Raw genomic sequence first — 23,462 nt, 5'->3', positions numbered from 1 at the left:
GGCTGGCAGGCCGATAAAAGGGCCTCCCGCCCGACAATAACTGAAATCACCGATCTGGATCCCCATGCCCGTCGACTACAAAAAGCTGAAGATGCTCCGCCGTTCCCGTGTTGTGTGGGGTTCATGGCGGGTGTGGAAGCCGAGGGCAGTATTCTGGATCGGCGCGCTTGCAGTCGGCATCATCAGCGTCGGGTTTGCCTGGGCGGCGGATCGCGCCCAGCATCTTTTCTTTGCGGCAACATCTTCTGGCGAATGGGCGTTTCTGCTGCCGCTTGTCGTGACGCCGCTCGGTTTCACGCTGTGCGCCTGGCTCGCCATCACGGTTTTCCCCAATGCCGGCGGCAGCGGCATTCCCCAGGCCATCGCAGCGCGGCACCTGCGTGACGACGCGGATCGTTCGCGGCTCCTGTCGCTGAAACTCGCTTTCGGCAAGGTCGCGCTGACGGTCGTCGGGCTTTTGTCCGGTGCGTCGATCGGGAGAGAGGGGCCAACCGTGCAGGTCGGGGCCTCGATCATGCTTCAGGCGGCGCGCTGGGGCGGCATGGCACAGGCAAAAGGTCTTATTCTTGCCGGATCAGCGGCGGGTATTGCCGCAGCGTTCAACACACCGCTGGCCGGCATCGTGTTTGCCATCGAGGAAATGAGCAAGACCTACGAATCCCGGGCAAACGGCCTCGTCCTTACCGCCGTCATCCTGTCCGGCCTTGCCTCGCTGGCGCTGGTCGGCAGCTATACTTACTTTGGCACCAGTTCCGTGATGGCGAAAACCATGATGGACTGGCTGCTCGTGCTGGTCTGCGGCATTGGTGGTGGTGCGTTCGGCGCGCTGTTCAGCGCGGGCGCGCTGCGCCTGTCCGCGCGTATCCGGCGCTTCGCCCAGGCCATGCCGTCAAGGCGGATGCTGGCGGTTGCCGCCGCCTGCGGCCTTGCCTCCGCAGTCATCGGTATTGCAACTGATGGCGCGACCTTCGGAACGGGTTACGAACAGGCGCGCGCCGCAATCGAGGGCCAGGCCGCACCGGCCTTCTTCTTCATCGAAAAGCTGGCGGCCACGTTTCTGGCGATGATGTCGGGCATTCCGGGCGGTATATTCGCGCCGTCGCTGTCCGTGGGCGCGGGCTTTGGCAGTACGATGGCGACTTTGCTGGGTACGAGCATCGGTCTTGGCGCCATTGTCGGCATGGCGGGATATTTCGCGGGCGTGGTGCAGGCCCCCATGACGGCTTTCGTGATCATCCTCGAAATGACCGGCAATCATGACGGCGTCATCCCCATCATGGTGGCATCGATGCTGGGATATCTGACCTCCCGGCTGTTCTCCCGGGAGCCGCTCTATCACGGCCTGTCGCGTGTTTTTATTGCCCAGAGCATCCGCGCCAAACGCGCAGCACACGCCGCTGAGACCTGACCCGACTTTACGCGCGGATACCCGCCACTCCGAAATAGCCAAGTCCCGGTATCTTCACACCGGGCCGGCTGAAATCGAAGCCCGCGACCAAGCCGAGGAAATTGACCTCGAAGCCACTGCGTGCGCCCGCCGAAATACCGAACAACCCGCCAAGCGAGAGGCTCGCATCCTTCCAGTCGTCGGCGACGTGGTAAAACGCGCCGTTGGGCAGATAGTCGCGGCCCACCGCGTCTGATGGCAGAACCACACCGAGCTCCGGCACGCTGCGCAGCACATGGGCAACGAAAGTGTTGGAGTTGGGACCGGGATAGATACGATAGCCGCCCGGTTTCCCATAGGGATAGTCGGCAATCGCCTGTTCGATCTTCGGGATCAGTTTTTCCGCTGCCGCCCCATGAATGGCCACCACCTGACGCGGCGTGTTGGAATACCAATAGGCATCCGCCGGATAGCCATTGTGGCGTATCGGCATTCCCCAGCCCACCTTGTCGTAGCGATCGTAGGCCGTCGCGCCCGGCTTTTTCAGCACGATCCAGGCATGGCTGGCGACGGAGCCTTTAAAGCCACCGGTCATGGCGGAAAAAACGTAAACCGCCGCCTGCCGGTCGGCACCTGCTTGCGGCAGGGTGCCGGAGGAAGACCAGCGCGCGTCACGCCAGCCCTGCGGGTGATCCCTCATGGCCCACAACCCCGCCGATGCCAGAGCTGGCAGCAGATAGATGATGGCAATCGCCAGCAGCAGACGTTTTGCAAATTTCACTGATAGCCTCGTGCATCGAAAAATCAATTGCGCTATCAACGACATAAAATCAGAACTTTTTGAGGCCGCAAAAATGAACAATTCCGTTACCGTCGAAGTCCTCAGGGGCAGTCTGGTCGAAAGCCGCCACCAGGGTCTTGCAGTGGTGGTGGATGGCGATGGCGGCGTGGTATTTTCAGCTGGTGATGTCGAGCGTGGCGTCTTCCCGCGTTCTGCCTGCAAGGCCATGCAGGCGATTCCGCTGGTGGAAAGCGGCGCGGCGGATGCCTATGGCTTCGGCAATCGCGAACTGGCGCTTGCCTGCTCTTCTCATTCCGGCGAGGATGAACACGCGGCGCTCGCCGCCTCCATGCTCGCAAGGGCGGGCAGGGATGTGGATACGCTGGAATGCGGCGCGCACTGGTCTTCCGACCAGAAGACCATCATCCATCAGGCCCGCACGCTGGAAAAGCCGACGGCGCTTCACAATAATTGCTCCGGCAAGCACTCCGGCTTCATCTGCGCCTGCTGTCACACTGGCACCGACCCCAAGGGCTATGTCGGTTACGACCACCCCCTGCAGCGGGAAATCCGCGCGACGATGGAAAGCCTGACGGGTGCGACGCTTGGCCATGACAATTGCGGCGTGGACGGTTGCTCGATCCCCACTTATGCCGTGCCGCTCAAGGGTCTGGCGCATGGTTTTGCCAAGATGGCGACGGGCAGGGGGCTGGAGGCCGGGCGCGCGCAAGCCTCCCGCAGGCTCTTTGACGCCTGCATGGCGGAACCCTTTTATGTGGCGGGCACCGGCCGCACCTGCACCAGGCTGATGCAGATCGCGCCGGGCAGGATTTTCGCCAAGACCGGTGCAGAAGGCGTGTTCGTGGCCGCACTGCCGGAAAAGGGCATCGCCATGGCGGTGAAATGCGAAGACGGCACGACGCGTGCGGCGGAAGCGATGATTGCCGCAATGCTGGCGAAATATTTCGATGGCGCCGAGAACGAGGCGCTGCTTGCCATGGCAAACCGGCAGATGCGCAACTGGAACGGCATCCATGTCGGCGATATCCGGGTTGTCGGCCTCTAGAGGCATCTCCTGTAAAACTGCGCAGCGGCTTAAGACAAAAAATAAGGCGCGCGGTATGCCTTCGGTTAAACGCGACACGCTTCAGAAATAACCTTTGACGCGGCCCGCTGCCGGCAGGATGATGGATTGCCCTTGCATGTGATGGTCTGCCAGATAGCCGCCGCAGGGGCTGGCGTCTGCACGCGAGGAGGTGGGCGCCCCTCATTGCCCTGGAGGTTGCATATCCATGTTCACACTGTTTTTCTCCCCCGGTTCCTGCTCCCGCGCCAGCCATATCGTGCTTGAGGAATCCGGCCTGCCTTACACGGCCCATCGCGTCAACTTCGCCGAGGGCGAGCAGCGCTCCGAGGCATTCCTGAAGATCAACCCGAAAGGCCGCGTGCCAGCGCTGGCAACGGCAAGCGGGGTGCTGACGGAAACGCCTGCCATCCTCGCCTTCATTGCGCAGATGGCTCCGGAGAAGAAACTCGCCCCACTCGACGATCCCTTCGAATTCGCCCTGATGCAAGCCTTCAACGCCTTCATTTCCTCCACGGTGCATGTCGCCCATGCGCATGGCCGGCGCGGCAGCCGCTGGGCGAGCGAGGATAGTTCCCTGGCGGATATGAAAGCGAAGGTGCCGCAGACCATGACCGATTGTTTCGAACTGATCGAGCACGGCATGCTGCACGGCCCATGGGTCTTGGGCACCGCCTATTCGGTCGCCGATCCCTATCTATTCGTCATGTCCGGCTGGTTGGAAAGCGACGGCGTGGATATCGCCCGCTTCCCGAAGGTGCATGATCACTTCAGGCGCATGAACGAGCGCCCGGCCGTGCAGCGGGCGCTGGCGGGTGAGAAGGGGTGATGTGCTAAAAAGCTTGCTTCGTCATCCTCGGGCTTGTCCCGAGGATGACGTCGAGTGCGGAGAGAGGTCTGCCAACTATCCCCAGCTAGTGCCTTCGTTCACGCCGCCTCGGCGGCCCGGCTGTCCCACATGGACTTGAATGCCGTGCGGGCCTGGCAGCGCTCCAGCCAGGCTTTCAGCGCCGGATGGGCGTCAAACAGCGGCTGGTGGCCCTGCGCGTAACGGACGATCTCCGCCACGTTGAGATCGGCGACGGTGAAACGGTCGCCTACCAGATAATCGTGGCTGGCAAGATGTTGCTCCAGCACCCGTAAGGGCCGCCTCAAAAGGCGCGCGGCGACATCGATCACCGCTTTGCCGGCATCGCTTTCCGAAAGCCCTTCGGCAATGGCGGAGGAAATCTTCAGCGAATTGGTCTCGATTTCGGTCGCGGCAAAGAACGACCATTGCAGCATCGCCGCATCTTCCTTCAGGTCGACCGGTGCAAGCGGTCCGCCATATTTGCGGACGAGATAAAGGTTGATGGCCATGGATTCATAAAGCACCATGCCGTCATCTTCGATGCAGGGGATGGTGCCCATCGGATTGATGGCCAGAAACGCGGGGGACAGCGTGTTGAGCGGCGCGTCTGCGGCCAGGGGATCGGCAACGCGGCGGGCCTGCACGACAGGCACGTGCTTGAATTCCATGCCCAGTTCCCCGGCAAGCCAGAGCGTGCGCGTGGCGCGGGAACGGTAGACACCATAGATCGTCAACATCGAAGTCACCCTTTTACCTTTTCGATGGCGGCACGTTAAGGTCTCGTCCTTTTAAAGTGAAGTTGTGGATGTCAGGGTCAACTATGATTTTTTCTGATCCGTCAGGAGGTCCGTATCCGGTGACAGCCGGGCCTCGAAACGGTCGATGAACCGATCGAAAAGCCGCGCGAATGTCTCGACATCCTCCTCCGGCCATCCATCCATCACGTCCTGGATGACGCTCATCTTGGTCCGGCGCATTTCCTGCAGCAGACTGGTGCCAAGTGGTGTGATCTCGACGATGCTGCGGCGGGCATCCTCCTGCGAGACGCCGCGTTTCAACAGGCCGCGCCCGACCATATCCGCCACCACCCGGCTGCCGCGCGAGGGGTCTATGCGCATGCCCTCGGCAATCGCACCAACGGTGACATCACCGTCCGCGCGGCGCAATATATCGAGAACGTCGATATGGGAGAGTTCCAGACCCGGAGCCACCTTGGCAAGCGCCATGCGCCCGATGATGCGCCGTCCGATCATGATGCGCATACGCGTCATCGTATTGCCGATGCGCTTGATGTCTTCGGGCAGATCCTCGTTCCAGTCTTCCTCAGTCGACACGCTCAGCCGTTCCTTTCAATCCCGATTTGCGATCACATTTAGCGCCAATATCATGGATGTCAAAAACTTGCCATTGACATATATATGCTAATAGCACATAAATTGTCGCAGCAAAATTGCCGAAACTCAACGAGATTTTTCATGGATATGTCCGTTGCCCCCGTGGCGCCGCTTGTGTCGGATCACCGGCGTAGGCTCATCGTTTTCCTGTTTCTGATGCTGGCCATGTTCATGGCTACCCTCGACAACCAGATCGTCTCGACAGCGCTGCCCACCATCGTCGGCGAATTCGGCGCGCTGGAGCGTTTTGGCTGGATCGGCTCGGCCTATCTTCTGGCGACCAGCGCGGTCATGCCTGTTTATGGCAAGCTCGGAGACCTGTTCGGGCGAAAATACGTGATGATCGCTGCGGTTATCATCTTCACGCTCGGCTCGCTCGCCTGCGGGCTGGCCTGGTCAATGGATAGCCTGATCGCGGCCCGCGTGCTTCAGGGCCTTGGCGGCGGCGGCATCATGGTGTCGATCTTCTCCGTCAATGCGGATCTGTTCGAACCGCGTGAAAGAGCCCGTTACCAGAGCTATTCCAGCCTCACCATCATGGCGTCGGGCAGCGTCGGGCCCATTCTCGGCGGCACGATGAGCGATCTGTTCGGCTGGCGGTCGATCTTCCTCATCAACCTGCCACTCGGGCTTATCGTCATCACCGGCCTGATTTTCCTGCTGCCCTACCGCCGTCCCGCGCGTCAGCCGAAGATCGACTATCTCGGCGCCGTCTTGCTGGCAGCGACGATCGCAAGCGTCGTCTTCTGGGCCGACAGCAGCGAATTGTTCGGTTCGCTTATTGCAGGTCCCAGCCTCGGTATTATCGCTTTCGCCGTCATCGCCGCATTCCTCTGGGTGCAAGTGGAACGTCGCGCGCCGGAACCCGTGGTGCCGCTCAGGCTCTTCAAGGACAGCACCTTTCCGCTGTTGATGATCGTTTCATTGACCAGCGGCGGCATTGGCATCGGCATGGTCAATTATTACGCGCTGTTCCTGCAGACCACGACCGGGCTTTCCCCATCCCATGCCGGCCTGTTCTTCATCGCCGTCACCGGCGGCATCGTCATGGGTTCCCTGTCGGCCGGGCGGTTGATCTCGATCACCGGCGTCTACAAGCCGTTTTCGGTGGCCGGGCTCACTATCAATGTCATCGCCATGCTGCTCTTCACGCAGATGCATGCGGGAACGCCGCTTTGGCTGATTGCGATTCTCATGCTGGCGCAGGGTTTCGCTGTCGGCCTCGGCCAGCAGGTACCCATTATCGGCGTGCAGAATTCCGCGCCGAAGGCCGATATCGGTGCCGCAAGCGGCGCGGTGACGCTCACCCGCATGGGCGGCGCAGCAATAGCCATCTCGGTCTATGGCGCGATCGTCACCTCCAGCCTCAAGGGCGTTGACGTGACCATTCCGGGTGTTGGACGGATTGAGGAATTGACGCCGAAGATGCTCTCCGAACTGCCCGCGGCATCCCAGGCCGCCGTTGCCTCGCTCTATTCGGATGCCTTCACGCCGCTGTTCTTCGCAGCCGCCGCAACCGCCGCCATCGGCCTTGCCGCAGCACTGATGCTGAAACCGGTCCGGTTGCCAGCCGCAGCACAGGCGGCCAAGCCGGCGGAAAGTGCGGGGGAGTAGGGGCGGCTGTCCCTATAAGGCGCGGTGAACTCGAGCTGTGCCTTCCTCCGGCAACTAGCTCTTCCCTCATCCCTGTGAGAAGCACAAGGATGAGGGATGGTTCCGGGCCTTTCCAATATACCCGCGACCTCTGAGCGCGAAAACAAAACCGCACCCCTGGAAATTTAACGCCCGTTCCGCGTTATGCTCGCAGCACTTTAAATTCGCGCGGGCGGCCCTATCTCAATGAATATGAAGCCGGAACAGCTCCTGAACTCCACGCCCAAGGGTCTTTATTGCCCGCCGGGCGATTTTTATATCGACCCGGTGCGGCCGGTGGCGCGCGCGTTGATAACCCACGGCCATTCCGATCATGCCCGCGCCGGCCACGGGGCGGTGCTGGCTACACGCCAGACGCTCGATATCATGCGCATCCGTTACGGCGAGGACTTCTGCGGCAGCGAGCAGGCGGTCGCATTCGGGGAGGCGGTGGAGGTAAACGGCGTGACCGTCGGTTTCCACCCGGCGGGCCATGTGCTGGGTTCGGCGCAGATCTCCGTGGAAATGAACGGCATGCGCATCGTTGCCTCCGGCGATTACAAGCGCGGTATCGATCCCACTTGTACACCCTTCGAAACGGTGCCGTGTGATGTCTTCATCACCGAGGCCACCTTCGGGTTGCCGGTGTTTCACCACCCGCTGCCGCGGGTGGAAATCGGCAAGCTGCTCACCTCCATCAAGCAGTTTCCCGAGCGCACCCATCTGGTCGGCGCTTATTCACTCGGCAAGGCGCAGCGCGTTATCAGGCTCCTGCGCGACAATGGTTATGCCGATCCCATCTATATCCACGGCGCGCTGGCGCGGCTTTGCGATTATTACGTGTCGCAAGGCATCGATCTCGGTGAGCTGCGCCCCGCGACGCTTGAAAAAAGCGATCCCGCCATCTTCAAGGGCGCGATCGTCGTCGGCCCGCCCTCTGCATTTCAGGAGCGCTGGGCGCGCCGTTTCAACGAGCCGCTGATCGCATTCGCGTCCGGCTGGATGATGGTCCGACAGCGGGCGAAACAGGGCGGCGTGGAGCTGCCTTTGGTCATCTCCGACCACTGCGACTGGCCGGAACTGCTGGAAACCATCAAGGAAATTGGCCCGCAGGCCGTCTGGGTCACGCATGGTCGCGAGGAGGCGCTGGTGCGCTGGTGCGAATTGCAGGGCATTGCTGCCAAACCGCTGCATCTTGTCGGTTACGAAGACGAGGGGGATTGAGATGAAAGCCTTCGCCACCCTTCTCGACAGACTTGTCCTCACCCCATCGCGCAACGGCAAGCTGAAGCTTTTGACCGATTATTTCCGCGATACGCCTGACCCAGACCGGGGGTATGGGCTGGCGGCGATTGCCGGCACGCTGGACCTCAAAAGCGTCAAGCCCGCAATGCTGCGCGAGCTGGTGCTGGAGCGCATGGACGAGGTGCTGTTCCGCTATTCATACGATTATGTCGGCGACCTGGCCGAGACCATCTCGCTGGTCTGGGGCAATATCGGCGGTCTGGATGATTCCGAGGCGCAGGATCCCCGTCTTGGCGAAGTCGTGACGCTGATGAATTCGCTCGGCCGCACCGAAGTGCGCGGAGCGGTGCGCGATCTGCTCGACCGGCTCGATACCTCCTCGCGTTTCGCCTTCCTGAAACTCGCAACCGGCAGCCTTCGCATCGGCGTTTCGGCGCGGCTGGCGCGGCAGGCACTGGCGGATTTCGCAGATAAGGACATCATCGAAATCGAAACCCTCTGGCACGGTCTGACGCCGCCTTACACGACGCTTTTCGCCTGGCTGGAGGGCAAGTCCGAGCGACCGGTTCTGGCAACGCCCGCCATCTTTCACTCGGTAATGCTGGCCACCCCGGTTGCAGACGGCGATCTCGATGGTCTGGACCCTGCCGATTATGCGGCCGAGTGGAAATGGGACGGCATCCGTGTGCAGCTTTCCCGCGCAGGCGAGACGCGCAAACTCTACTCTCGCTCCGGCGACGATATTTCCGGCGCATTTCCCGACGTGCTCGATGCCATCGATTTCGAAGGCGTGATGGATGGTGAATTGCTGATTGGCGGCACGGCGCGCTCCAACAATCTCACGCGCACCTTTTCCGACCTTCAACAACGGCTGAACCGCAAGACGGTGACGGCCAAAATGCAGGATGACTATCCGGCCTTCATCCGCGCCTACGACCTGCTGTTCGATGGCGAGAGCGACATTCGCGCGCAGACCTATCTAGAACGCCGTGGCCGCCTGTCGGATATCATCGAACATGCCCCGCATGACCGCTTCGACCTGTCTCCGCTCATCGGTTTTTCAACATGGGACGAGCTGAATACGCTGCGCGCCGCGCCGCCCGATCCGGTGATCGAAGGCGTCATGATCAAGCGCCGCGACAGCGCCTACCAGGCCGGCCGGGCCAAGGGACCGTGGTTCAAGTGGAAACGCGATCCCTACAATATCGATGCTGTCATGATGTATGCGCAGCGCGGCCACGGCAAACGCTCGAGTTATTATTCCGATTTCACCTTCGGCGTATGGGCGGAAGGGGAGGATGGTGAACAGCTGGTGCCGGTTGGCAAGGCCTATTTCGGTTTTACCGATGCGGAGCTTGAAGTGCTGGACAAGTTCGTGCGCGACAATACCGTCGAGCGTTTCGGACCCGTGCGCGCGGTGCGCGCCACGCCGGATTTCGGTTTCGTGCTGGAGGTGGCTTTCGAGGGCATCAACCGTTCCAACCGCCACAAATCCGGCGTTGCCATGCGGTTTCCACGCATTGCGAGGCTTCGCGCCGACAAACTCCCGGCGGAGGCGGATCGCCTGGCGACGCTTGTGGCGATGATCGATGGCGTTGATGGGTAGGGGTCCCCGCTACCTCCCTCATCCCTGTGCTTGTCACAGGGATCCAGCCAGCCCAAGTCCTTGGGCTGATGGGACTCTTACCGCCGAGCCGATGCGCGTCGACTGGATTCCTGTAACAAGCCCAGGAGTAAGGGAATGTTTTGTCCAGAAAATGCCATGATGGCTGCGAATACATTGTTGTCATTCGCGAATCCGTGATTGGACAGCCTCTCGCCGCAGTGCTGAACTGCTTCTAATGTTTTGATCACTCAGGTGCGCATATGCCAGATAAACGCTTTCTCTCCTCAGCATTCGGACAGGAAGAAAGCGGCGCGACCTTAAGGAGCCTGACGCGGCGCAATCTGCTTGTGGGTGCCATGGGCCTGTCAGCAGCGGCACTTCTGCCCGCGGGTGCGAAAGCGGGCATTCCCACGCCCGAAGTGCTGCCGCTGGAAAAGCAGGATTACGGCGAGGCGCGCAAACGGTTCCATACCCATTTGCTGCGCAAAATGTCCGCTCCGGAAAAATCATCGCCGCTCGGCACACCGCCGGGCGCGGAACGGGTCACCTATCGTGGCGGGCCGGATGGTTCCATCGAGCTTGTGGCCTGGCTTTCCCATTATCAGCCCTCGACGGTACTCAAACCCGCGGTGCTTTTCCTGCACGGCGGCAACGCCACCGGTGACGGCCATTGGGCGATGATGAAGCCCTATTGGGAGGCGGGTTTCGTGGTGCTTTTGCCGTCCTTCCGGGGCGAAAACGGCCAGAACGGCAATTATTCCGGTTTCTACGACGAAACAGCGGATGCGCTGGCGGCGGCGACCTATCTGGAAAGCCTACCCGGTGTCGACAGGAAACGCTTCTTCATCGCCGGGCATTCCAATGGCGGCACGCTGACGCTCTTGGCCGCCATGAGCCGCAAATTCCGTGCCGCCGCGCCGATTTCGGCGGGCGTCAATTCATGGCGTTACTTCAACCGCTATTCGGACGAACTCTGTTTCGACGAAACCGACGAGCGGGAATTCATCATGCGCTCTTCGGTCTGTTTCGGCCCCAGCCTCAAATGCCCGGCGCTGTTGCTGCGCGGCACGGAGGAGCGCCCGTTCGACGCCGATCACCAGCTTTTCGTCGACCGCGCCGTGTATTCGGGATTCAAGGTCGACAAAAAACTGCTGCCCGGCACACACAATGGCGTGGTGCCGGGCGCCGTGACGGAAAGCATCCGCTTTTTCAACGAATTTGCATAAAAAAGGGCCGAAAACCGCTTTGCAGCTTTCGGCCCTCTCGTAAAGTCAGGCGCTCTTCTTGAAGTAGCCGAGCAGCCGCATGGCATTGGCGGTGACGAGAACCGTAGCGCCGGTGTCGGCGAAGACAGCGAGCCACAGGCCGGAGAGGCCGGTAACCGTTGTTACCAGGAATACCGCCTTCAGGCCGAGCGCGATCGTTACGTTCTGGTGGATATTGCGCATGGTGGCGCGCGATAGGCCGATCAGGCGGGCAGCATCGCCGACATTGTTGCGCATCAGCGCTGCATCCGCCGCTTCCATCGCCACATCCGTGCCTGAGCCGATGGCGACACCGACGCTTGCAGCCGCGAGGGCGGGCGCATCGTTGATACCGTCGCCCACCATCACCACGGTTTTCTTCTGGGCAAGCTTGCGGATTTCCTCGACCTTGTTCTGCGGCAGGAGTTCGCCGCGCGCTTCAAGTCCCAGCTTGTTGCCGATTGCCTTTGCCGTGCGGGCATTGTCGCCAGACAGCATAAGCGAGGAAATACCCATCTCCTTCAGTGCCTTGATGCCTTCTGCCGCATCCTTGCGCGGTTCGTCGCGCATGGCGAAGAGACCGCTTGCCGCACCCTCGGCCATGACGACGGCCACGGTCTTGCCTTCGCTTTCCAGTGCGGAAATGCGCTCTGCAAGTTCCGTCGATACGGTCCCGACTTCGGTTGCAAAACGCGGCGCGCCGATGAACAGGCGCTTGCCGCCGACGGTGCCCTGCATGCCACGACCGGAAATCGCCTTGATCTCCGAGCCGGGCAGGGGAGTTACGCCTGCCTTGTTGGCATGGTTGACGATGGCTCTGGCAAGCGGATGGCTGGACTCGTTCTCGATGGTCGCGGCTTGCGCGATCAGCCCGGCCTCGTTGCCGTCAAGAGCCACCACATCCGTCACGACAGGTTCGCCGAGCGTCAGCGTGCCGGTCTTGTCGAAGGCCACGGTTTCGGTGCGTGCCAGCATCTCGATAACCGCACCGCCCTTCACCAGCATACCGTGCCGTGCCGCAGCCGAAAGGCTGGAGGCGATGGCAGCCGGAACGGAAATGACGAGTGCGCAGGGGCAACCGATCAGAAGCAGGGCGAGACCGCGATAAATCCAGGTGTCCCAATCGCCAAGGCCCACAAGCGGCGGCACGACGATGGTAAGTGCGGAAATCGCGACGATCAGCGGCATGTAATAACGCGAGAAGTTCTGGATGAAGCGCTCGGTCGGGGCGCGGGCATCCTGGGCTTCTTCAACGAGCGTGATGATGCGGGCAATGGTGTTGTCTTCCGGCGCACGGTCGACCCGAATGCGCAGCGAACCATCATGGTTGATCGAACCCGCAAAGACGCGTGCGCCTTTTTCCTTGGCGACCGGAATGCTCTCGCCGGTCATCGGCGATTCGTCGACGCTGGATTCGCCTTCCATCACCACGCCATCGGCGGCAATGCGGTCGCCCGGACGCGCCACGACCACCTGGCCGATGCGAACCTTATCGGCGGCCACCTGCCGAAGCGTACCGTTTTCTTCCACCAGTGCCGTTTTTGGCAGCAGGGAACCGAGAGCCTTGATGCCCGAGCGGGCACGTGCGGCGGCAAAGCCCTCCAGCAACTCGCCAACGGAGAACAGCAGCACGACGATGGCCGCTTCTTCCGCCTCGCCAATGATGATGGCGCCGATGGCGGCAATCGTCATCAGCATCTCTATGGTGAAGATCGCCCCGAAACGCGCGGCGTTGAAGGCGTTGCGCGCAATGGGAAACAGCGTGACCAGCGTTGCGACGATGAAGGCGTAACTGCCCCATGCCGGGAAGCCGAGCTCCGCCGCATAGGCAACGGCCACGAGAATGGTGCCGGTGAAGGTGTTGCGCGCCTTGGCGGTGCGCCACCACACGCCTTTTTCATCCGCGCCATGGGCGTGGCCTATGTCGGCGCTCTGCGCGACGGTTTCAACGCTCCCGTGGCTATGCGCGTGCTTCGCATCGTCATGATGGTGGCCGCCGCAGCTTGAATGGTCGTGGTCGGCGTGGTCATGGCCCGAATGGTCGTGGCCTGAATGATCATGTTTGTGATCGTGATCATGGCCGTGATGACCGCCGCATGATCCATGGTCATGGTCGTCCGCATGATCATGATTATGTTCTTCGACCTTGCCAAGTGCGGTTTTTTCCTGCGGCAGCAAGGCAGGCTTGAAGCCGAGCTTGCGCAGCGTGTCCTCGATCTTTTCGACCGGGGTTTTGTTGTTTGCCAGAGTAAGGTTCAGCCTTTCGCGCGCAACGGATACCTTGACGTCGGCAACACCGGGCAGACGCGAGAGCGCCGTTTCGATCTTGGCCGCGCAGCTGCCGCAATCCATGCCGCCGACAGAGAAGGCCAGGGCATTGTTCTGCTCGATGCTCGGTGCTGCTTCCGCATGGTGATGACCACCGCACGATGAATGGTCATGATCATGCCCATGATCGTGATGTTCCGCCGCAATCTTTTCGCGCGGAGCCTTGTCCTGCGGCAGCAAAGCGGGCTTGAAGCCAAGTTTGCGCAGCGTATCCTCGATTTTTGCGACCGACGTTTTGTCTTCCGCCAGCGAAAGGTTCAGCCTTTCGCGCGCAACGGAGACCTTGACGTCGGCAACGCCGGGCAGGCGGGAGAGCGCCGTTTCGATCTTCGCCGCACAGCTGCCGCAATCCATGCCGCCGACCGTGAAGGTCAGGTCTCCTGATTCCCCGTTCAAACTGCCGCGTGTCGAAATATTCATGGTTCTAGCTCCTGAATTCCACTCGACAGCCAATCTGGCACCTCTAGCAACTAGAGGTTCAAGGGCAAAAATGCGCTTTTCCGATTTTTTTTGAAAGGCACACACCAGCCTCGCGCCAGCCGCGCAATGCATCATGCCTTCAAACTTGGTTTCATGAAGCGGTTCAGATGACAGCACTCCTATTGAAAAACTGCCGCCGGGCGGCCTCGCTGGCGGTTATTGCGCTGCTGCCTTTCCTGAGCGGCTGCCTTTTCGTGACGGATACGAGCCGGATGAACCCGGACGTCTTCGTTCAGGAAACGGCGCCGGTGTTCAATTTCAATTCCGTAAGCTCTAATCGCCAGCCGGAACTGCCACCACAGCCGGGTCAGCTTTCCACGCGCCCGCCGGATCTGTTCAGAACCCGCTTCCATCAGGAATACGGTCCGCCGGTGCGCGGGCAGGGCCTGAGCGCGCCGCAGGTGCAGGGATTGAATGTGCCGCAGGCGCAGGGTCAGGCGATGGCCTATGGCCTTCCGGTCTCCAATCCGCTGCACCGGGTCATGTATGGCCCGATCCGCGATGACGACCGGTCCCTGCCGGCCATTCCCTATGGTCGCATCGATCCGCGTTATCTCCGGCAGGAGGTGAGCTACCAGACGGCGGAAGCGCCGGGTACAATCGTCGTGGATACAAAGCAGCATTTTCTCTATCTGGTGCAGCCGGGCGGCAAGGCTATCCGGTATGGCGTTGGCCTCGGGCGCGACGGTTACGCCTGGTCGGGTCGCGGCAAGATCCAGTGGAAGGCGAAATGGCCGCGCTGGACGCCGCCCGACGAAATGGTCAGGCGCCAGCCGGAACTCACCTCCATTTCCGCCGCCAATGGCGGCATGACGCCGGGTCTCAACAACCCCCTCGGCGCGCGTGCCCTTTACATTTTCAAGGACGGCAAGGACACGCTTTACCGCGTGCACGGAACGCCCGACTGGCAGTCCGTCGGCAAGGCAACTTCGTCCGGCTGCGTGCGCATGCTCAATCAGGATGTGATCGACCTCTACGAGCGCGTACCGAAGGGCGCACAGATTGTGGTTATCTGACCACTTTCTAAAAGAAAGCGCTGCATCGTGGGGTTCCCCCAGCGCCTTCTGGCTGGCTTTTAGCGGTCGGTTAACTATTTTCGCAATACGCCTGTGTACGTGGAACAAACGATGTACAACGGCGATATAGCCGTTCGAAATGTGGGACAATCCGGCCTTATGACAAGCACCGACACAGATCTTTCCAGACGCACTTTCCTTTCCCTTCTGGGTATTTCCTCCGCTTCGTTGCTGGCGGGCTGCGCTTCTTCCGGCACGGGTGAAGCCATTCGCCAGCAGGCGAGCAGCATCGGCAGCGATTTCCGCCAGATGTTCTCGTCGGGCGTTAGCGATGCGGAACTGGCCGTCATGTACGGTTCGGTCGAGGATGGCGGTTACGTCATTCCCGCGGTTCCCTATCAGAAGATCGACCGGCGTTATTATCGTCAGCGCGTAGTCGATCCGACCGGCGAACGCCCCGGCAGCGTCGTCGTGGATACGCGCTCGCGTTTCCTCTATGTCGTGGAGCAGGGCGGCAGCGCCATGCGTTACGGCGTCGGCATCGGCCGCGATGGTTTCGCCTGGTCCGGCGAAGGCGTCATCCAGTGGCGCCAGAAATGGCCGAAATGGACCCCGCCGGACGAAATGGTCGCCCGCCAGCCGGAACTGGTCAAATATTCTTCCAAGAACGGCGGCATGCCACCGGGCCTGAAAAACCCGCTCGGTGCCCGCGCGCTCTATATCTTCCAGAACGGCAAGGACACGCTTTACCGCCTGCATGGATCGCCGGAATGGAACTCCATCGGCAAGGCCGTCTCTTCCGGCTGCGTACGCCTGATGAACCAGGACGTCATCGACCTCTATGACCGCGTGCCGCAGAAGGCGCGTGTGGTTGTTTGGCAGTAAGCCAAGCCTGTTCGAATAAAAAGGCGGCCTTGTGCCGCCTTTGTTTTTTCGGGATCACGGCCGGGCGATATTTTCCTTCAGCGCATTCACCTGGTCCCGCAGTTGCACCAGTTCCTCCAGCCCGCAGCCCGTGGCGTCGCCGATTGCCGCCATGATCTTCACGCCCTCCTTTTTGAGATCGGCGCCCTTGGGCGTTACGGCCACCAGCACCTGCCGCTCGTCAACAGTTCCGCGTTTGCGGGTGATCAGCCCGGCATGTTCCAGCCTTTTCAGCAACGGCGAAAGCGTGCCCGAATCGAGGCCCAGCATTTCACCGAGCGCCTTGACGGTGGAGGTTTCCTTTTCCCACAGGGCCATCATGACCAGATATTGCGGATAGGTCAGGCCGATCGGGTCCAGCAGCGGCTTATAGGCGCGGGTGAAAGCGTGCGCCGCGCCGTAAAGGGCAAAGCATATCTGCTGGTCCAGCCTCAACAGGCTTTCCAAATTGGTGTCGTCGCTCTCTGCGCCCATTGTTCTGCTCCAAAAATCAACCGGGAAGGGAACAATCAGCCCTGCCTTTCGGTTCCTGCCACATGGATGCGCGGCGAAATTTCGTGAAATTATCGCAAAAAACAATTTTTTATTCAATGTGCAAAATTATATTGCGCACAATTGAATTGCGCATTATAAGAAACCCAACACCAACCCAACGGGAGTAAATGCCATGCCTATTCTCTACACGACCAAAGCATCCGCCACCGGTGGCCGCGCCGGCAACGCCAAGTCGGAAGACGGCGTACTCGACGTAACGCTGACCGTTCCGAAGGAACTCGGCGGCGATGGCGCCCGCGGCACCAATCCGGAGCAGCTTTTCGCAGCCGGTTATTCCGCCTGCTTCCTCGGCGCCTTGAAGGCTGTCGCCGGCAAGCAGAAGGTAAAGATTCCTGAAGACACGACTGTGACGGCAACCGTTGGCATCGGTCCGCGCGAAGACGGCACCGGCTTCGGCATCGAAGTGTCGCTGAAGGTCAACATTCCCGGTCTTGAGCGCGAAAAGGCAGAAGAACTGGTAGCCGCCGCCCACATCGTGTGCCCTTACAGCCACGCCATGCGCACCTCCACGGAAGTGCCGGTCTCTGTGGCCTGACCCAGCAAGTTCCAGCAGCAAGGCCGGGTTAATCCCCGGCCTTCTTGTTTATGGAAAGAAAAGTGCTATATTCTTTCTAAGGAAAGGATATATACCATGAATATTCACGCCAAGACCGCCATGGATCTTGCTTCGCAGGGCAGGGTCGTCACCAAGGCCGTTGTGACCGCTGCCGAGCGGCTGGGCCTTAATGCCGCCCGCACCGCGGATATTCTCGGTGTTTCCGCCCCGACGGTGTCGCGTATGAAGCGGCTCGATTTCCTGCTGGAGCCGGGCGCCAAGTCTTTCGAGCTTGCGGTGCTGCTGATCCGGGTTTTCCGTTCGCTGGATGCAATCGCCGGCGGCGACGAGGCGGTAGCCAAAAACTGGCTGCGCAATCACAATACGGCGCTCAACGCCGTGCCTGCCGAGAGGCTCACCACCATTACCGGATTGATCGATGTCCTCTCCTATCTGGACGCCCGACGCGCTCCTGTCTGAAAAGCGCGCCGCATCGGGAAAATACTGGCGGCTGGTGGAAGCGCAGCATCAGGTTTCCACCATGAAGCTGGTGGATACGGTGGAGGAGCAATCGCTGCTGGAAGATATTCTGGAGGCGAGCAAGCGGCCCTTTCCGCCGGAATGCGCCGGGCTCGACTATCTTCTTGCCACGCCCTTCCGGTATGGTGCGGCATATCCACATGGCTCGCGTTTCCGCCGGGCTGGCTTTACCGAAGGCGTTTATTACGCCGCAGCCAAGGTGGAAACCGCGCTTGCCGAAATGGCCTTCTACCGGCTGCTGTTTTATGCGGAATCTCCCGGCACACCGCTGCCTGCCAATCCCGCCGACTATTCCGCGTTTGCCGCCCGTATCGCCACCGATGCGGCGCTGGACCTGACGCAACCGGAATTGAACCGGGACGAGGCGCTGTGGACCGACCTGCAGAATTACGAGCCATGCCAGGCGCTGGCCGAGCAGGCGCGTCTGGCGAAGATCGAGGCGATCCTCTACCGCTCGGTGCGTGATCCCGCAGGTGGCCTCAATATCGCGGTACTGTCGCCGAAAGCCTTTGCCGAAAAAATGCCGGTGGAACGGATGAGCTGGCGCATCCGCCTGTCGAAGACCGGGGTGCAGGCACTGTGCGAATTTCCGATACGCAGAACAGGGTTTGCGGTCGCGGATTTTTCCGGTGATCCACGCCTCGCCAGCCTGCTGGGCTGACGGGCGTTTCGCTTGTTTTACTCTCAGCCCGTTTGACGGGCCTCATGCCGACGCGAAAAACGCTTCGGGATCGTCGACTTCCACCAGCCTGCGCTTGTCGATCAGCCAGAAACGTGTTCCGACCACCCGCACGAAACTCCTGTCATGCGAGACGAAGACGCAACTGGCCGAACGGTTGATGATTTCCGCCTCAAGCCCTTCCTGCCCATCTATATCAAGATGGTTGGTGGGCTCGTCCAGCAGGTAGAAATTCGGTTCCGCCAACCGCAGCGCCAGCATGGCGAGCCGCGCCTTCTGGCCGCCGGAAAGCGTTGCGATGCGACGTTTCTGCATTTCCATGTCGATACCGGCACCCGCAAGCAGGCCGTGTATGCGCTGGTCGCCAATGTCGAATCGGCGGGTCATGAGCGCAAATGGCGTGCTGTCGTCGTCGATTTCGGCAAGCGACTGATCGACATATCCGGCCACCAGCGAAGGCGTGGCCTTTATGCCGTCCTGTATTTGGCCTTCATCCATTATCGCCGCTTTCAGAAGTGAGATCAGCCGCGTCTTGCCGACGCCGTTGCGGCCGAGAATGACGATGCGGTCGCCTTGGTGGACAAATTGCCGGCCGGTGCGAAACAGCAATGTCCCGTCCGGCGTCGAGACCGGCACATCCTCCAGAGTGACCAGAACCTTGGCATGCGTACCGCGATTGGCGAGCTGGATCTTGCCGGCGGAGCGCTCGCTATGTGCTGGGCGCGCATTCTCCTCGAGTTTCTCGGCACGCTGGCGCAATTGCTTGGTCTTGACAGTCAGAAGATCGCTGCCCGAATTGATGCCTATATTGTTGAGCTTGGCGGCCTGCCGGCGCAATTGCTGCGCGGTTTTCATGTCGCGCTGGAAACGCCGCTCATCGGCGGCATCCTCCTCTTCGAGTGCCGCACGCGCATGGCCGTAAGGCAGCCGGAACAGTGCCGAATTTTCCGGCCGCAGGAACAGCGTGGTCTTCGTGATATTGTCGAGAAAGGCGCGGTCATGGCTGACGATGACGACCGCCGTGTCGCGCGGCAATTGACCGAGCCAGCTTTCCAGCACGTTGATTTTTTCGAGGTCGAGATGGTTGGTCGGCTCATCGAGCAGGAGAACGTCAGGCTCGGTGATCCACGCCCGCGCCAGCATGGCAAGTCGCTGCCAGCCACCGCTCAGCTCTTTCAAATGGCGATGACGATAGGGTTCCGGCACCAGCATGGCATCAAGAATAATGTCGGCGCGCCAGCTCTCATTGTCGATCTCATCCGCCGGCAGGGCGGAAAGCACGGCGTCCCGCATCGTCTTTTCCAAAAGCGGGGAGGGCAGGTGCTGGTGGACGATGGACTGCGTCAGCCCGCGCAGCCGGGTGATATCACCGCTGGTAGCGTCCAGTTCACCGGCAAGGCAATTCAGTAGGGTGGATTTGCTGTGGCCATTCGCAGCGACGATGCCGATGCGGTCTCCGGCATTCACGGTGAGGCCAAGATTGGAAAAAAGCGGCTTTCCCAGAATGATTCCGAGGTTTCGAAGCGTGATAAGGGTCATGAAATTGTCTCTGGCAAAACGGATCTGTGACGAACCGTGGTCTGCGACAATGCAGTACGGGATATCGCTTCGAGGTGATCCGTCGTGAAAACATGCGCAATGGCAGACAAGCTGCATTCTGCGCGGCCTTTCGGGCAAACCAGAGTTTTGGTGTTCCGGTCAGCCCTGCAAACGCGTCTGCAGGGCAAAAAGGTGGCAGATCTGGCGGTTGCGCCAGAAGCAGGAAATATCCATGCGAAGCCTCCTTTCTTGATACGTGTTCAACCGTTCAACAATTAACAGCGGCAGGGGTTCGAGGCAATGGCTTTTGAAGAGGCGGGTGGAGCCGGAGAATACGGCGACCCGCATTCTCCAGCCCTCAAGCGCGGCGCCCTTACTGTTTTGCCACGCGCTCGCGCAGTTTTTCCACATGTTCGGCGATTTCAGGTGTCACCGCGTCGCCGAAATCCTCCATTTCGAACATCGGGCGGATTTCGATTTCGCTGCGCTCCAGCATCGGGTTCGGGCAACGCTTCACCCACTCCACGGCCTCATCCATGTCCTTCACCTTCCAGAGCCAGAAGCCTGCAACCAGCTCGTTGGTGTGCGGGAAGGGGCCGTCGATCACGCTGCGGCTTTCACCATCGAAAACAACTCTCTTGCCTTTGGAGGAAGGGTGGAGGCCATCACCGGAAAGCATGATGCCGGCATTGACCAGTTCCTCGTTGAACTTGCCCATGGCTTCCATCAGTTCGGTGGTCGGCATTATGCCATCCTCACTGCTGCGGGTGGCCTTTACGAAAACGATAACACGCATGGTTTCCTCCCTTGTTGCGTCTTCCTCGTTAGTTTCGCCGTCCGGCACGACGGGCAGATGACATTTTCACGGGTAAAAGTGGCAGTATGCCGCTTTCCCGTCAGCCGAGATCAATGAGGTCGCGGCGCAGCCGGTCGGGGTCGCCGCTGCCGATGCGGGCCTCGATTTCGGCGTGGGTCTGTTGCCAGATGGGGAAGGCGGCGGTGAGTACGGCCATGCCTTCCACCGTCAGCCGCAGCCGCTTGCCGCGCTTGTCCTTTGGGTCCTGCTCGATACTGACCAGCCCACGCCGCTCCAGTGGCTTCAGCGCTGCCGTCAGCGTCGTGCGGTCCATGGCCAGAAGATTGGCGACCGGCCCCATCGGCGGCGGCTCCGGCCGGTTGAGCGACATCAGCAGGGAAAATTGGCCGTTGTTGATGCCGACGGGCTTCAATGCGTTATCGAACAGCCGCGCCAGCGCCCGCGCTGCACGTTGCGCATGCAGGCAAAGACAGGAGTCCCGCACTAAAAGAGTTGCCGAAAAAGGAATCACGCTGGCGTTTGACATGGACTATATATGTTGATATCAACGTAATTAGTCAAGCGGAACCTGTCGCCTTGCTGACGGTTTTCCTGGCTTTCAATGCAGACACAGGCGGCGCCCACCATGGAAGCGGAGTGGTGCCGTGGTGAAAGACGGATCCAAGGAGGAAAGATCATGTCTCATCCCGTCGTTTCTAATGAGGAGTGGCTTGCGGCCCGCCGCGATCTGCTGGTGAAGGAAAAGGAATTGACCCGCGCGCGCGACAGGCTGAACGAGGCGCGCCGCGCATTGCCATGGGAAGAGGTGACGAAAGATTATATTTTCGACGCGCCGTCCGGCCCGAAATCGCTGAAGGAACTCTTCGGCAATTGCAGCCAGCTCATCGTATACCACTTCATGCTGGCACCCGACTGGGAGGAGGGCTGCACCGGCTGTTCCTTTTTCGCCGACCATGTCGATGGTGCGATGGTTCACCTGAAGCACGGCGATGCGGGTTTCGTTGCGGTCTCGCGCGCACCGCTCGAAAAGATCGAGGCCTATAAAAAACGCATGGGCTGGAAATTCCCTTGGGTCTCGGCCAACGGCAGCGACTTCAACTATGATTATCAGGCCTCCTTCCGTGATGAGGATATCGAGAGCGGGGCGATCACCTACAATTACCGTGAGATCGAGCCGATGGGCGACCTGAAGGACCTGCACGGCGTCAGCATTTTCGCCAAGGGCGAGGACGGCAGGATTTACCATAGCTATTCCGCCTATGCCCGCGGCATGGAAGAGACGCTCGGTACATTGATGCTGCTCGATCTGGTGCCAAAAGGCCGTAATGAAGACGGTGTAATGGATTGGGTGCGCCGGCACGACCAGTACGAGGACGAGCCCAAGGCCGCGTCTTGCTGCCACTGAAATAGGACGAGGAGGAGGAGACGACAATGGAAAATGCCAAGCCGCAGAAGGAACACGCGTTCCTGGGCAGGATCGTCGGCGACTGGGTCATGACCGCCAGTTCCGGGCATGAGGGATACGATCCCGATGACCCCGCCCAGCGGTTCACCAAAACCGTCAGCTCCATCGGCGGGCTGTGGATCATCGGGCACGGCACCGGCAAGATGCCTGACGGGACGGAGATGACGGCTGTCATCACCGTGGGTTTCGACCCTGCCAAGGGCCATTTCGTCGGCACCTGGGTGGGGTCGATGATGACCAATCTCTGGGTTTACAAGGGCTGGCTGGAAGATGATGGCAAGACCCTAACACTCGAAGCGGAAGGACCGGCCTTTGACGGTTCGGGCCGCATCGATACCTATCGCGACGTGCTGGTGCTGCACGACGACAATAACCGCAGCTTTTCCGGCAGCGTCCGGCAGCCGGATGGCAGTTTCAAGACTTTCATGACATCGGAGTTCCAGCGCAAGGCGTGACGCCCCGCCGGAATTTGCCCGATCACGCCGAATAATGCGCTGCCGCGTCCTGCGGCGGCCGATCGCCAGAGAAATGACGCCATAACCCCGGAGAGATTCAATGTCCGATACACACGGAAAATTCATATGGGTTGAACTGATGACGCCTGACATGGAGCAGGGTGCCCGCTTCTATGGTCATGTCGCCGGCTGGCAGACCAAGGATTTCGGTTCGCCGGAAATGCCCTATCTGGTGCTGGAAGCCGATGGCAAAGGCATGGGCGGCATCATGGAACTGACCGAAGAACACAAGGGCCAGGGCATTCCTCCCAACTGGACCGGTTATGTCGGCGTTGACGATGTGGACGCCACGGCAAAACTTTTCGCGGAAAAGGGCGGTTCGGTCAGGCGTCCGCCGCAGGATATCCCGGAGATCGGTCGTTTCGCCGTGGTGGCTGATCCTTCCGGTGCGGTTCTGTGCATCATGACGCCGCTGCCGATGGAAACCGGCGGTTTTCCGCAGGAGACGCAGAACCTGCCGGGTCACGTCGGCTGGTACGAACTTGCCACCAACAATGTCGACGACGCCATAGCCTTTTACGGTGAGGTCTTCGGCTGGACCAAGGACCATGATTTTGACATGGGCGCAGAAATGGGCCCGTATCGCATCTTCGCCCATAACGGCAAGGTCGTCGGCGGCATGATGAAATGTATGGCGGGTGCGCCCACCTGTTATTGGGGTTATTATTTCAACGTCGACGGCATCGATGACGCCATCACCCGGGTCAGCACCGGTGGCGGCAAGGTCGTCAACGGCCCGATGGAGGTTCCCGGCGAGAGCTGGATCGTCAATTGCCAGGACCCGCAGGGCGCTTTCTTCTCGCTGCTGTCGCAGAAGAAGTAACCCTTCTGGGCTGATATACCGAT

General features: G+C 60.5%; 24 protein-coding genes. 15 read left to right on the top strand and 9 right to left on the bottom strand.

Annotation, left to right across the window (positions count from 1 at the left end; all coding sequences use genetic code 11):
* Positions 1-64: 64 nt before the first annotated feature.
* Positions 65-1,408, top strand: coding sequence for a chloride channel protein (locus tag AC5SEO_RS06115; RefSeq protein WP_174068063.1), 1,344 nt, complete (start codon positions 65-67; stop codon positions 1,406-1,408).
* 7 nt (positions 1,409-1,415) lie between these two features.
* Here AC5SEO_RS06115 and AC5SEO_RS06110 read toward each other — a convergent pair whose 3' ends face one another.
* Positions 1,416-2,168, bottom strand: coding sequence for a DUF3750 domain-containing protein (locus AC5SEO_RS06110; protein ID WP_003511884.1), 753 nt, complete (start codon positions 2,166-2,168; stop codon positions 1,416-1,418).
* Between the two features lie 73 nt (positions 2,169-2,241).
* Between AC5SEO_RS06110 and AC5SEO_RS06105 the strand changes: the two genes are divergently transcribed.
* On the top strand, positions 2,242-3,234 hold the full coding sequence (locus AC5SEO_RS06105; RefSeq protein ID WP_065658181.1) for an asparaginase: 993 nt from the start codon (positions 2,242-2,244) through the stop codon (positions 3,232-3,234).
* A gap of 226 nt (positions 3,235-3,460) precedes the next feature.
* Positions 3,461-4,081: a glutathione S-transferase family protein gene (locus AC5SEO_RS06100; RefSeq protein WP_013635651.1), complete on the top strand. Its 621-nt coding sequence runs from the start codon at positions 3,461-3,463 to the stop codon at positions 4,079-4,081.
* A 98-nt stretch (positions 4,082-4,179) separates the two neighbouring features.
* Here AC5SEO_RS06100 and AC5SEO_RS06095 read toward each other — a convergent pair whose 3' ends face one another.
* Complete coding sequence (locus tag AC5SEO_RS06095; RefSeq protein WP_174068064.1) at positions 4,180-4,839, bottom strand: glutathione S-transferase family protein; 660 nt, start codon at positions 4,837-4,839, stop codon at positions 4,180-4,182.
* A gap of 81 nt (positions 4,840-4,920) precedes the next feature.
* Positions 4,921-5,436: a MarR family winged helix-turn-helix transcriptional regulator gene (locus AC5SEO_RS06090; RefSeq protein WP_003511890.1), complete on the bottom strand. Its 516-nt coding sequence runs from the start codon at positions 5,434-5,436 to the stop codon at positions 4,921-4,923.
* 141 nt (positions 5,437-5,577) lie between these two features.
* Here AC5SEO_RS06090 and AC5SEO_RS06085 point away from each other — a divergent pair, with 141 nt between their 5' ends.
* The 4 genes from AC5SEO_RS06085 to AC5SEO_RS06070 all read left to right on the top strand — a co-directional run bounded on the left by AC5SEO_RS06085 (position 5,578) and on the right by AC5SEO_RS06070 (position 11,205).
* The gene (locus tag AC5SEO_RS06085; protein ID WP_174068065.1) at positions 5,578-7,110 is read left to right on the top strand and encodes an MDR family MFS transporter; all 1,533 of its coding nucleotides are present in this window, start codon (positions 5,578-5,580) and stop codon (positions 7,108-7,110) included.
* A 231-nt stretch (positions 7,111-7,341) separates the two neighbouring features.
* A complete protein-coding gene (locus AC5SEO_RS06080) occupies positions 7,342-8,352 on the top strand; it encodes a ligase-associated DNA damage response exonuclease (protein ID WP_174068336.1) in 1,011 nt (336 codons plus the stop codon).
* Position 8,353: 1 nt separating this feature from the next.
* A complete protein-coding gene (locus tag AC5SEO_RS06075) occupies positions 8,354-9,979 on the top strand; it encodes a cisplatin damage response ATP-dependent DNA ligase (RefSeq protein ID WP_003511896.1) in 1,626 nt (541 codons plus the stop codon).
* Between the two features lie 260 nt (positions 9,980-10,239).
* Complete coding sequence (locus tag AC5SEO_RS06070; protein WP_174068066.1) at positions 10,240-11,205, top strand: alpha/beta hydrolase family protein; 966 nt, start codon at positions 10,240-10,242, stop codon at positions 11,203-11,205.
* A 45-nt stretch (positions 11,206-11,250) separates the two neighbouring features.
* Here AC5SEO_RS06070 and AC5SEO_RS06065 read toward each other — a convergent pair whose 3' ends face one another.
* Positions 11,251-13,971 carry a heavy metal translocating P-type ATPase gene (locus AC5SEO_RS06065; protein ID WP_174068067.1) on the bottom strand — a complete coding sequence of 907 codons (2,721 nt, stop codon included), beginning with the start codon at positions 13,969-13,971 and terminating at the stop codon, positions 11,251-11,253.
* A 167-nt stretch (positions 13,972-14,138) separates the two neighbouring features.
* On the opposite strand from AC5SEO_RS06065, the gene AC5SEO_RS06060 reads away from it, so the two are divergent.
* Both AC5SEO_RS06060 and AC5SEO_RS06055 read left to right on the top strand, forming a co-directional pair.
* Positions 14,139-15,047 (top strand): L,D-transpeptidase, encoded by a 909-nt coding sequence (locus AC5SEO_RS06060; protein WP_019564146.1) that lies wholly within the window; start codon positions 14,139-14,141, stop codon positions 15,045-15,047.
* A 159-nt stretch (positions 15,048-15,206) separates the two neighbouring features.
* Positions 15,207-15,932, top strand: coding sequence for a L,D-transpeptidase (locus tag AC5SEO_RS06055; protein WP_174068068.1), 726 nt, complete (start codon positions 15,207-15,209; stop codon positions 15,930-15,932).
* A 54-nt stretch (positions 15,933-15,986) separates the two neighbouring features.
* Here the strand turns inward: AC5SEO_RS06055 and AC5SEO_RS06050 are convergent, their stop codons facing one another.
* Entirely contained in the window at positions 15,987-16,445 is a 459-nt protein-coding gene (locus AC5SEO_RS06050) for a MarR family winged helix-turn-helix transcriptional regulator (protein ID WP_003511901.1), read from the bottom strand.
* Between the two features lie 193 nt (positions 16,446-16,638).
* On the opposite strand from AC5SEO_RS06050, the gene AC5SEO_RS06045 reads away from it, so the two are divergent.
* The 3 genes from AC5SEO_RS06045 (at position 16,639) to AC5SEO_RS06035 (ending at position 18,262) form a co-directional block, all read left to right on the top strand.
* A complete protein-coding gene (locus AC5SEO_RS06045) occupies positions 16,639-17,061 on the top strand; it encodes an organic hydroperoxide resistance protein (RefSeq protein WP_003511906.1) in 423 nt (140 codons plus the stop codon).
* Positions 17,062-17,157: 96 nt separating this feature from the next.
* On the top strand, positions 17,158-17,541 hold the full coding sequence (locus AC5SEO_RS06040) for an MbcA/ParS/Xre antitoxin family protein (protein ID WP_174068069.1): 384 nt from the start codon (positions 17,158-17,160) through the stop codon (positions 17,539-17,541).
* Positions 17,501-18,262: an RES family NAD+ phosphorylase gene (locus AC5SEO_RS06035; RefSeq protein ID WP_174068070.1), complete on the top strand. Its 762-nt coding sequence runs from the start codon at positions 17,501-17,503 to the stop codon at positions 18,260-18,262. The genes AC5SEO_RS06040 and AC5SEO_RS06035 overlap by 41 nt, the downstream gene beginning before the upstream one ends.
* Positions 18,263-18,304: 42 nt before the next feature.
* Here the strand turns inward: AC5SEO_RS06035 and AC5SEO_RS06030 are convergent, their stop codons facing one another.
* From AC5SEO_RS06030 to AC5SEO_RS06015, 4 genes are all read right to left on the bottom strand, one after another.
* Positions 18,305-19,819, bottom strand: a complete 1,515-nt coding sequence (locus tag AC5SEO_RS06030) for an ABC-F family ATP-binding cassette domain-containing protein (RefSeq protein ID WP_495363803.1) — start codon at positions 19,817-19,819, stop codon at positions 18,305-18,307.
* Positions 19,820-19,978: 159 nt separating this feature from the next.
* Complete coding sequence (locus AC5SEO_RS06025) at positions 19,979-20,167, bottom strand: hypothetical protein (protein WP_174068022.1); 189 nt, start codon at positions 20,165-20,167, stop codon at positions 19,979-19,981.
* 25 nt (positions 20,168-20,192) lie between these two features.
* Positions 20,193-20,615, bottom strand: coding sequence for a YciI family protein (locus tag AC5SEO_RS06020; protein ID WP_174068072.1), 423 nt, complete (start codon positions 20,613-20,615; stop codon positions 20,193-20,195).
* Between the two features lie 100 nt (positions 20,616-20,715).
* The gene (locus AC5SEO_RS06015; protein WP_013635660.1) at positions 20,716-21,162 is read right to left on the bottom strand and encodes a MarR family winged helix-turn-helix transcriptional regulator; all 447 of its coding nucleotides are present in this window, start codon (positions 21,160-21,162) and stop codon (positions 20,716-20,718) included.
* 150 nt (positions 21,163-21,312) lie between these two features.
* Between AC5SEO_RS06015 and AC5SEO_RS06010 the strand changes: the two genes are divergently transcribed.
* From AC5SEO_RS06010 to AC5SEO_RS06000, 3 genes are all read left to right on the top strand, one after another.
* A complete protein-coding gene (locus AC5SEO_RS06010; protein WP_025592728.1) occupies positions 21,313-22,041 on the top strand; it encodes a DUF899 domain-containing protein in 729 nt (242 codons plus the stop codon).
* A gap of 26 nt (positions 22,042-22,067) precedes the next feature.
* Positions 22,068-22,556, top strand: coding sequence for a DUF1579 domain-containing protein (locus tag AC5SEO_RS06005; protein ID WP_174068073.1), 489 nt, complete (start codon positions 22,068-22,070; stop codon positions 22,554-22,556).
* Between the two features lie 100 nt (positions 22,557-22,656).
* The gene (locus AC5SEO_RS06000; protein WP_025592729.1) at positions 22,657-23,439 is read left to right on the top strand and encodes a VOC family protein; all 783 of its coding nucleotides are present in this window, start codon (positions 22,657-22,659) and stop codon (positions 23,437-23,439) included.
* The last annotated feature ends 23 nt before the right edge of the window (positions 23,440-23,462 follow it).

It is taken from the genome of Agrobacterium sp. K11 (assembly GCF_059429395.1).
Note: the sequence above shows the minus strand (reverse complement) of the source record. Positions and strands in the feature narration are given on the sequence as shown.

Bases quoted from the DNA above. Each gene is read 5' to 3' on its own strand.
- AC5SEO_RS06035 (WP_174068070.1), top strand. From the start codon at position 17,501: ATGTCCTCTCCTATCTGGACGCCCGACGCGCTCCTGTCTGAAAAGCGC.
- AC5SEO_RS06040 (WP_174068069.1), top strand. From the start codon at position 17,158: ATGAATATTCACGCCAAGACCGCCATGGATCTTGCTTCGCAGGGCAGG.
- AC5SEO_RS06010 (WP_025592728.1), top strand. From the start codon at position 21,313: ATGTCTCATCCCGTCGTTTCTAATGAGGAGTGGCTTGCGGCCCGCCGC.
- AC5SEO_RS06030 (WP_495363803.1), bottom strand. From the start codon at position 19,819: ATGACCCTTATCACGCTTCGAAACCTCGGAATCATTCTGGGAAAGCCG.
- AC5SEO_RS06115 (WP_174068063.1), top strand. From the start codon at position 65: ATGCCCGTCGACTACAAAAAGCTGAAGATGCTCCGCCGTTCCCGTGTT.
- AC5SEO_RS06075 (WP_003511896.1), top strand. From the start codon at position 8,354: ATGAAAGCCTTCGCCACCCTTCTCGACAGACTTGTCCTCACCCCATCG.
- AC5SEO_RS06055 (WP_174068068.1), top strand. From the start codon at position 15,207: ATGACAAGCACCGACACAGATCTTTCCAGACGCACTTTCCTTTCCCTT.
- AC5SEO_RS06105 (WP_065658181.1), top strand. From the start codon at position 2,242: ATGAACAATTCCGTTACCGTCGAAGTCCTCAGGGGCAGTCTGGTCGAA.
- AC5SEO_RS06050 (WP_003511901.1), bottom strand. From the start codon at position 16,445: ATGGGCGCAGAGAGCGACGACACCAATTTGGAAAGCCTGTTGAGGCTG.
- AC5SEO_RS06020 (WP_174068072.1), bottom strand. From the start codon at position 20,615: ATGCGTGTTATCGTTTTCGTAAAGGCCACCCGCAGCAGTGAGGATGGC.
- AC5SEO_RS06025 (WP_174068022.1), bottom strand. From the start codon at position 20,167: ATGCGGGTCGCCGTATTCTCCGGCTCCACCCGCCTCTTCAAAAGCCAT.
- AC5SEO_RS06100 (WP_013635651.1), top strand. From the start codon at position 3,461: ATGTTCACACTGTTTTTCTCCCCCGGTTCCTGCTCCCGCGCCAGCCAT.
- AC5SEO_RS06070 (WP_174068066.1), top strand. From the start codon at position 10,240: ATGCCAGATAAACGCTTTCTCTCCTCAGCATTCGGACAGGAAGAAAGC.
- AC5SEO_RS06045 (WP_003511906.1), top strand. From the start codon at position 16,639: ATGCCTATTCTCTACACGACCAAAGCATCCGCCACCGGTGGCCGCGCC.
- AC5SEO_RS06060 (WP_019564146.1), top strand. From the start codon at position 14,139: ATGACAGCACTCCTATTGAAAAACTGCCGCCGGGCGGCCTCGCTGGCG.
- AC5SEO_RS06000 (WP_025592729.1), top strand. From the start codon at position 22,657: ATGTCCGATACACACGGAAAATTCATATGGGTTGAACTGATGACGCCT.
- AC5SEO_RS06080 (WP_174068336.1), top strand. From the start codon at position 7,342: ATGAAGCCGGAACAGCTCCTGAACTCCACGCCCAAGGGTCTTTATTGC.
- AC5SEO_RS06005 (WP_174068073.1), top strand. From the start codon at position 22,068: ATGGAAAATGCCAAGCCGCAGAAGGAACACGCGTTCCTGGGCAGGATC.
- AC5SEO_RS06095 (WP_174068064.1), bottom strand. From the start codon at position 4,839: ATGTTGACGATCTATGGTGTCTACCGTTCCCGCGCCACGCGCACGCTC.
- AC5SEO_RS06085 (WP_174068065.1), top strand. From the start codon at position 5,578: ATGGATATGTCCGTTGCCCCCGTGGCGCCGCTTGTGTCGGATCACCGG.
- AC5SEO_RS06065 (WP_174068067.1), bottom strand. From the start codon at position 13,971: ATGAATATTTCGACACGCGGCAGTTTGAACGGGGAATCAGGAGACCTG.
- AC5SEO_RS06015 (WP_013635660.1), bottom strand. From the start codon at position 21,162: ATGTCAAACGCCAGCGTGATTCCTTTTTCGGCAACTCTTTTAGTGCGG.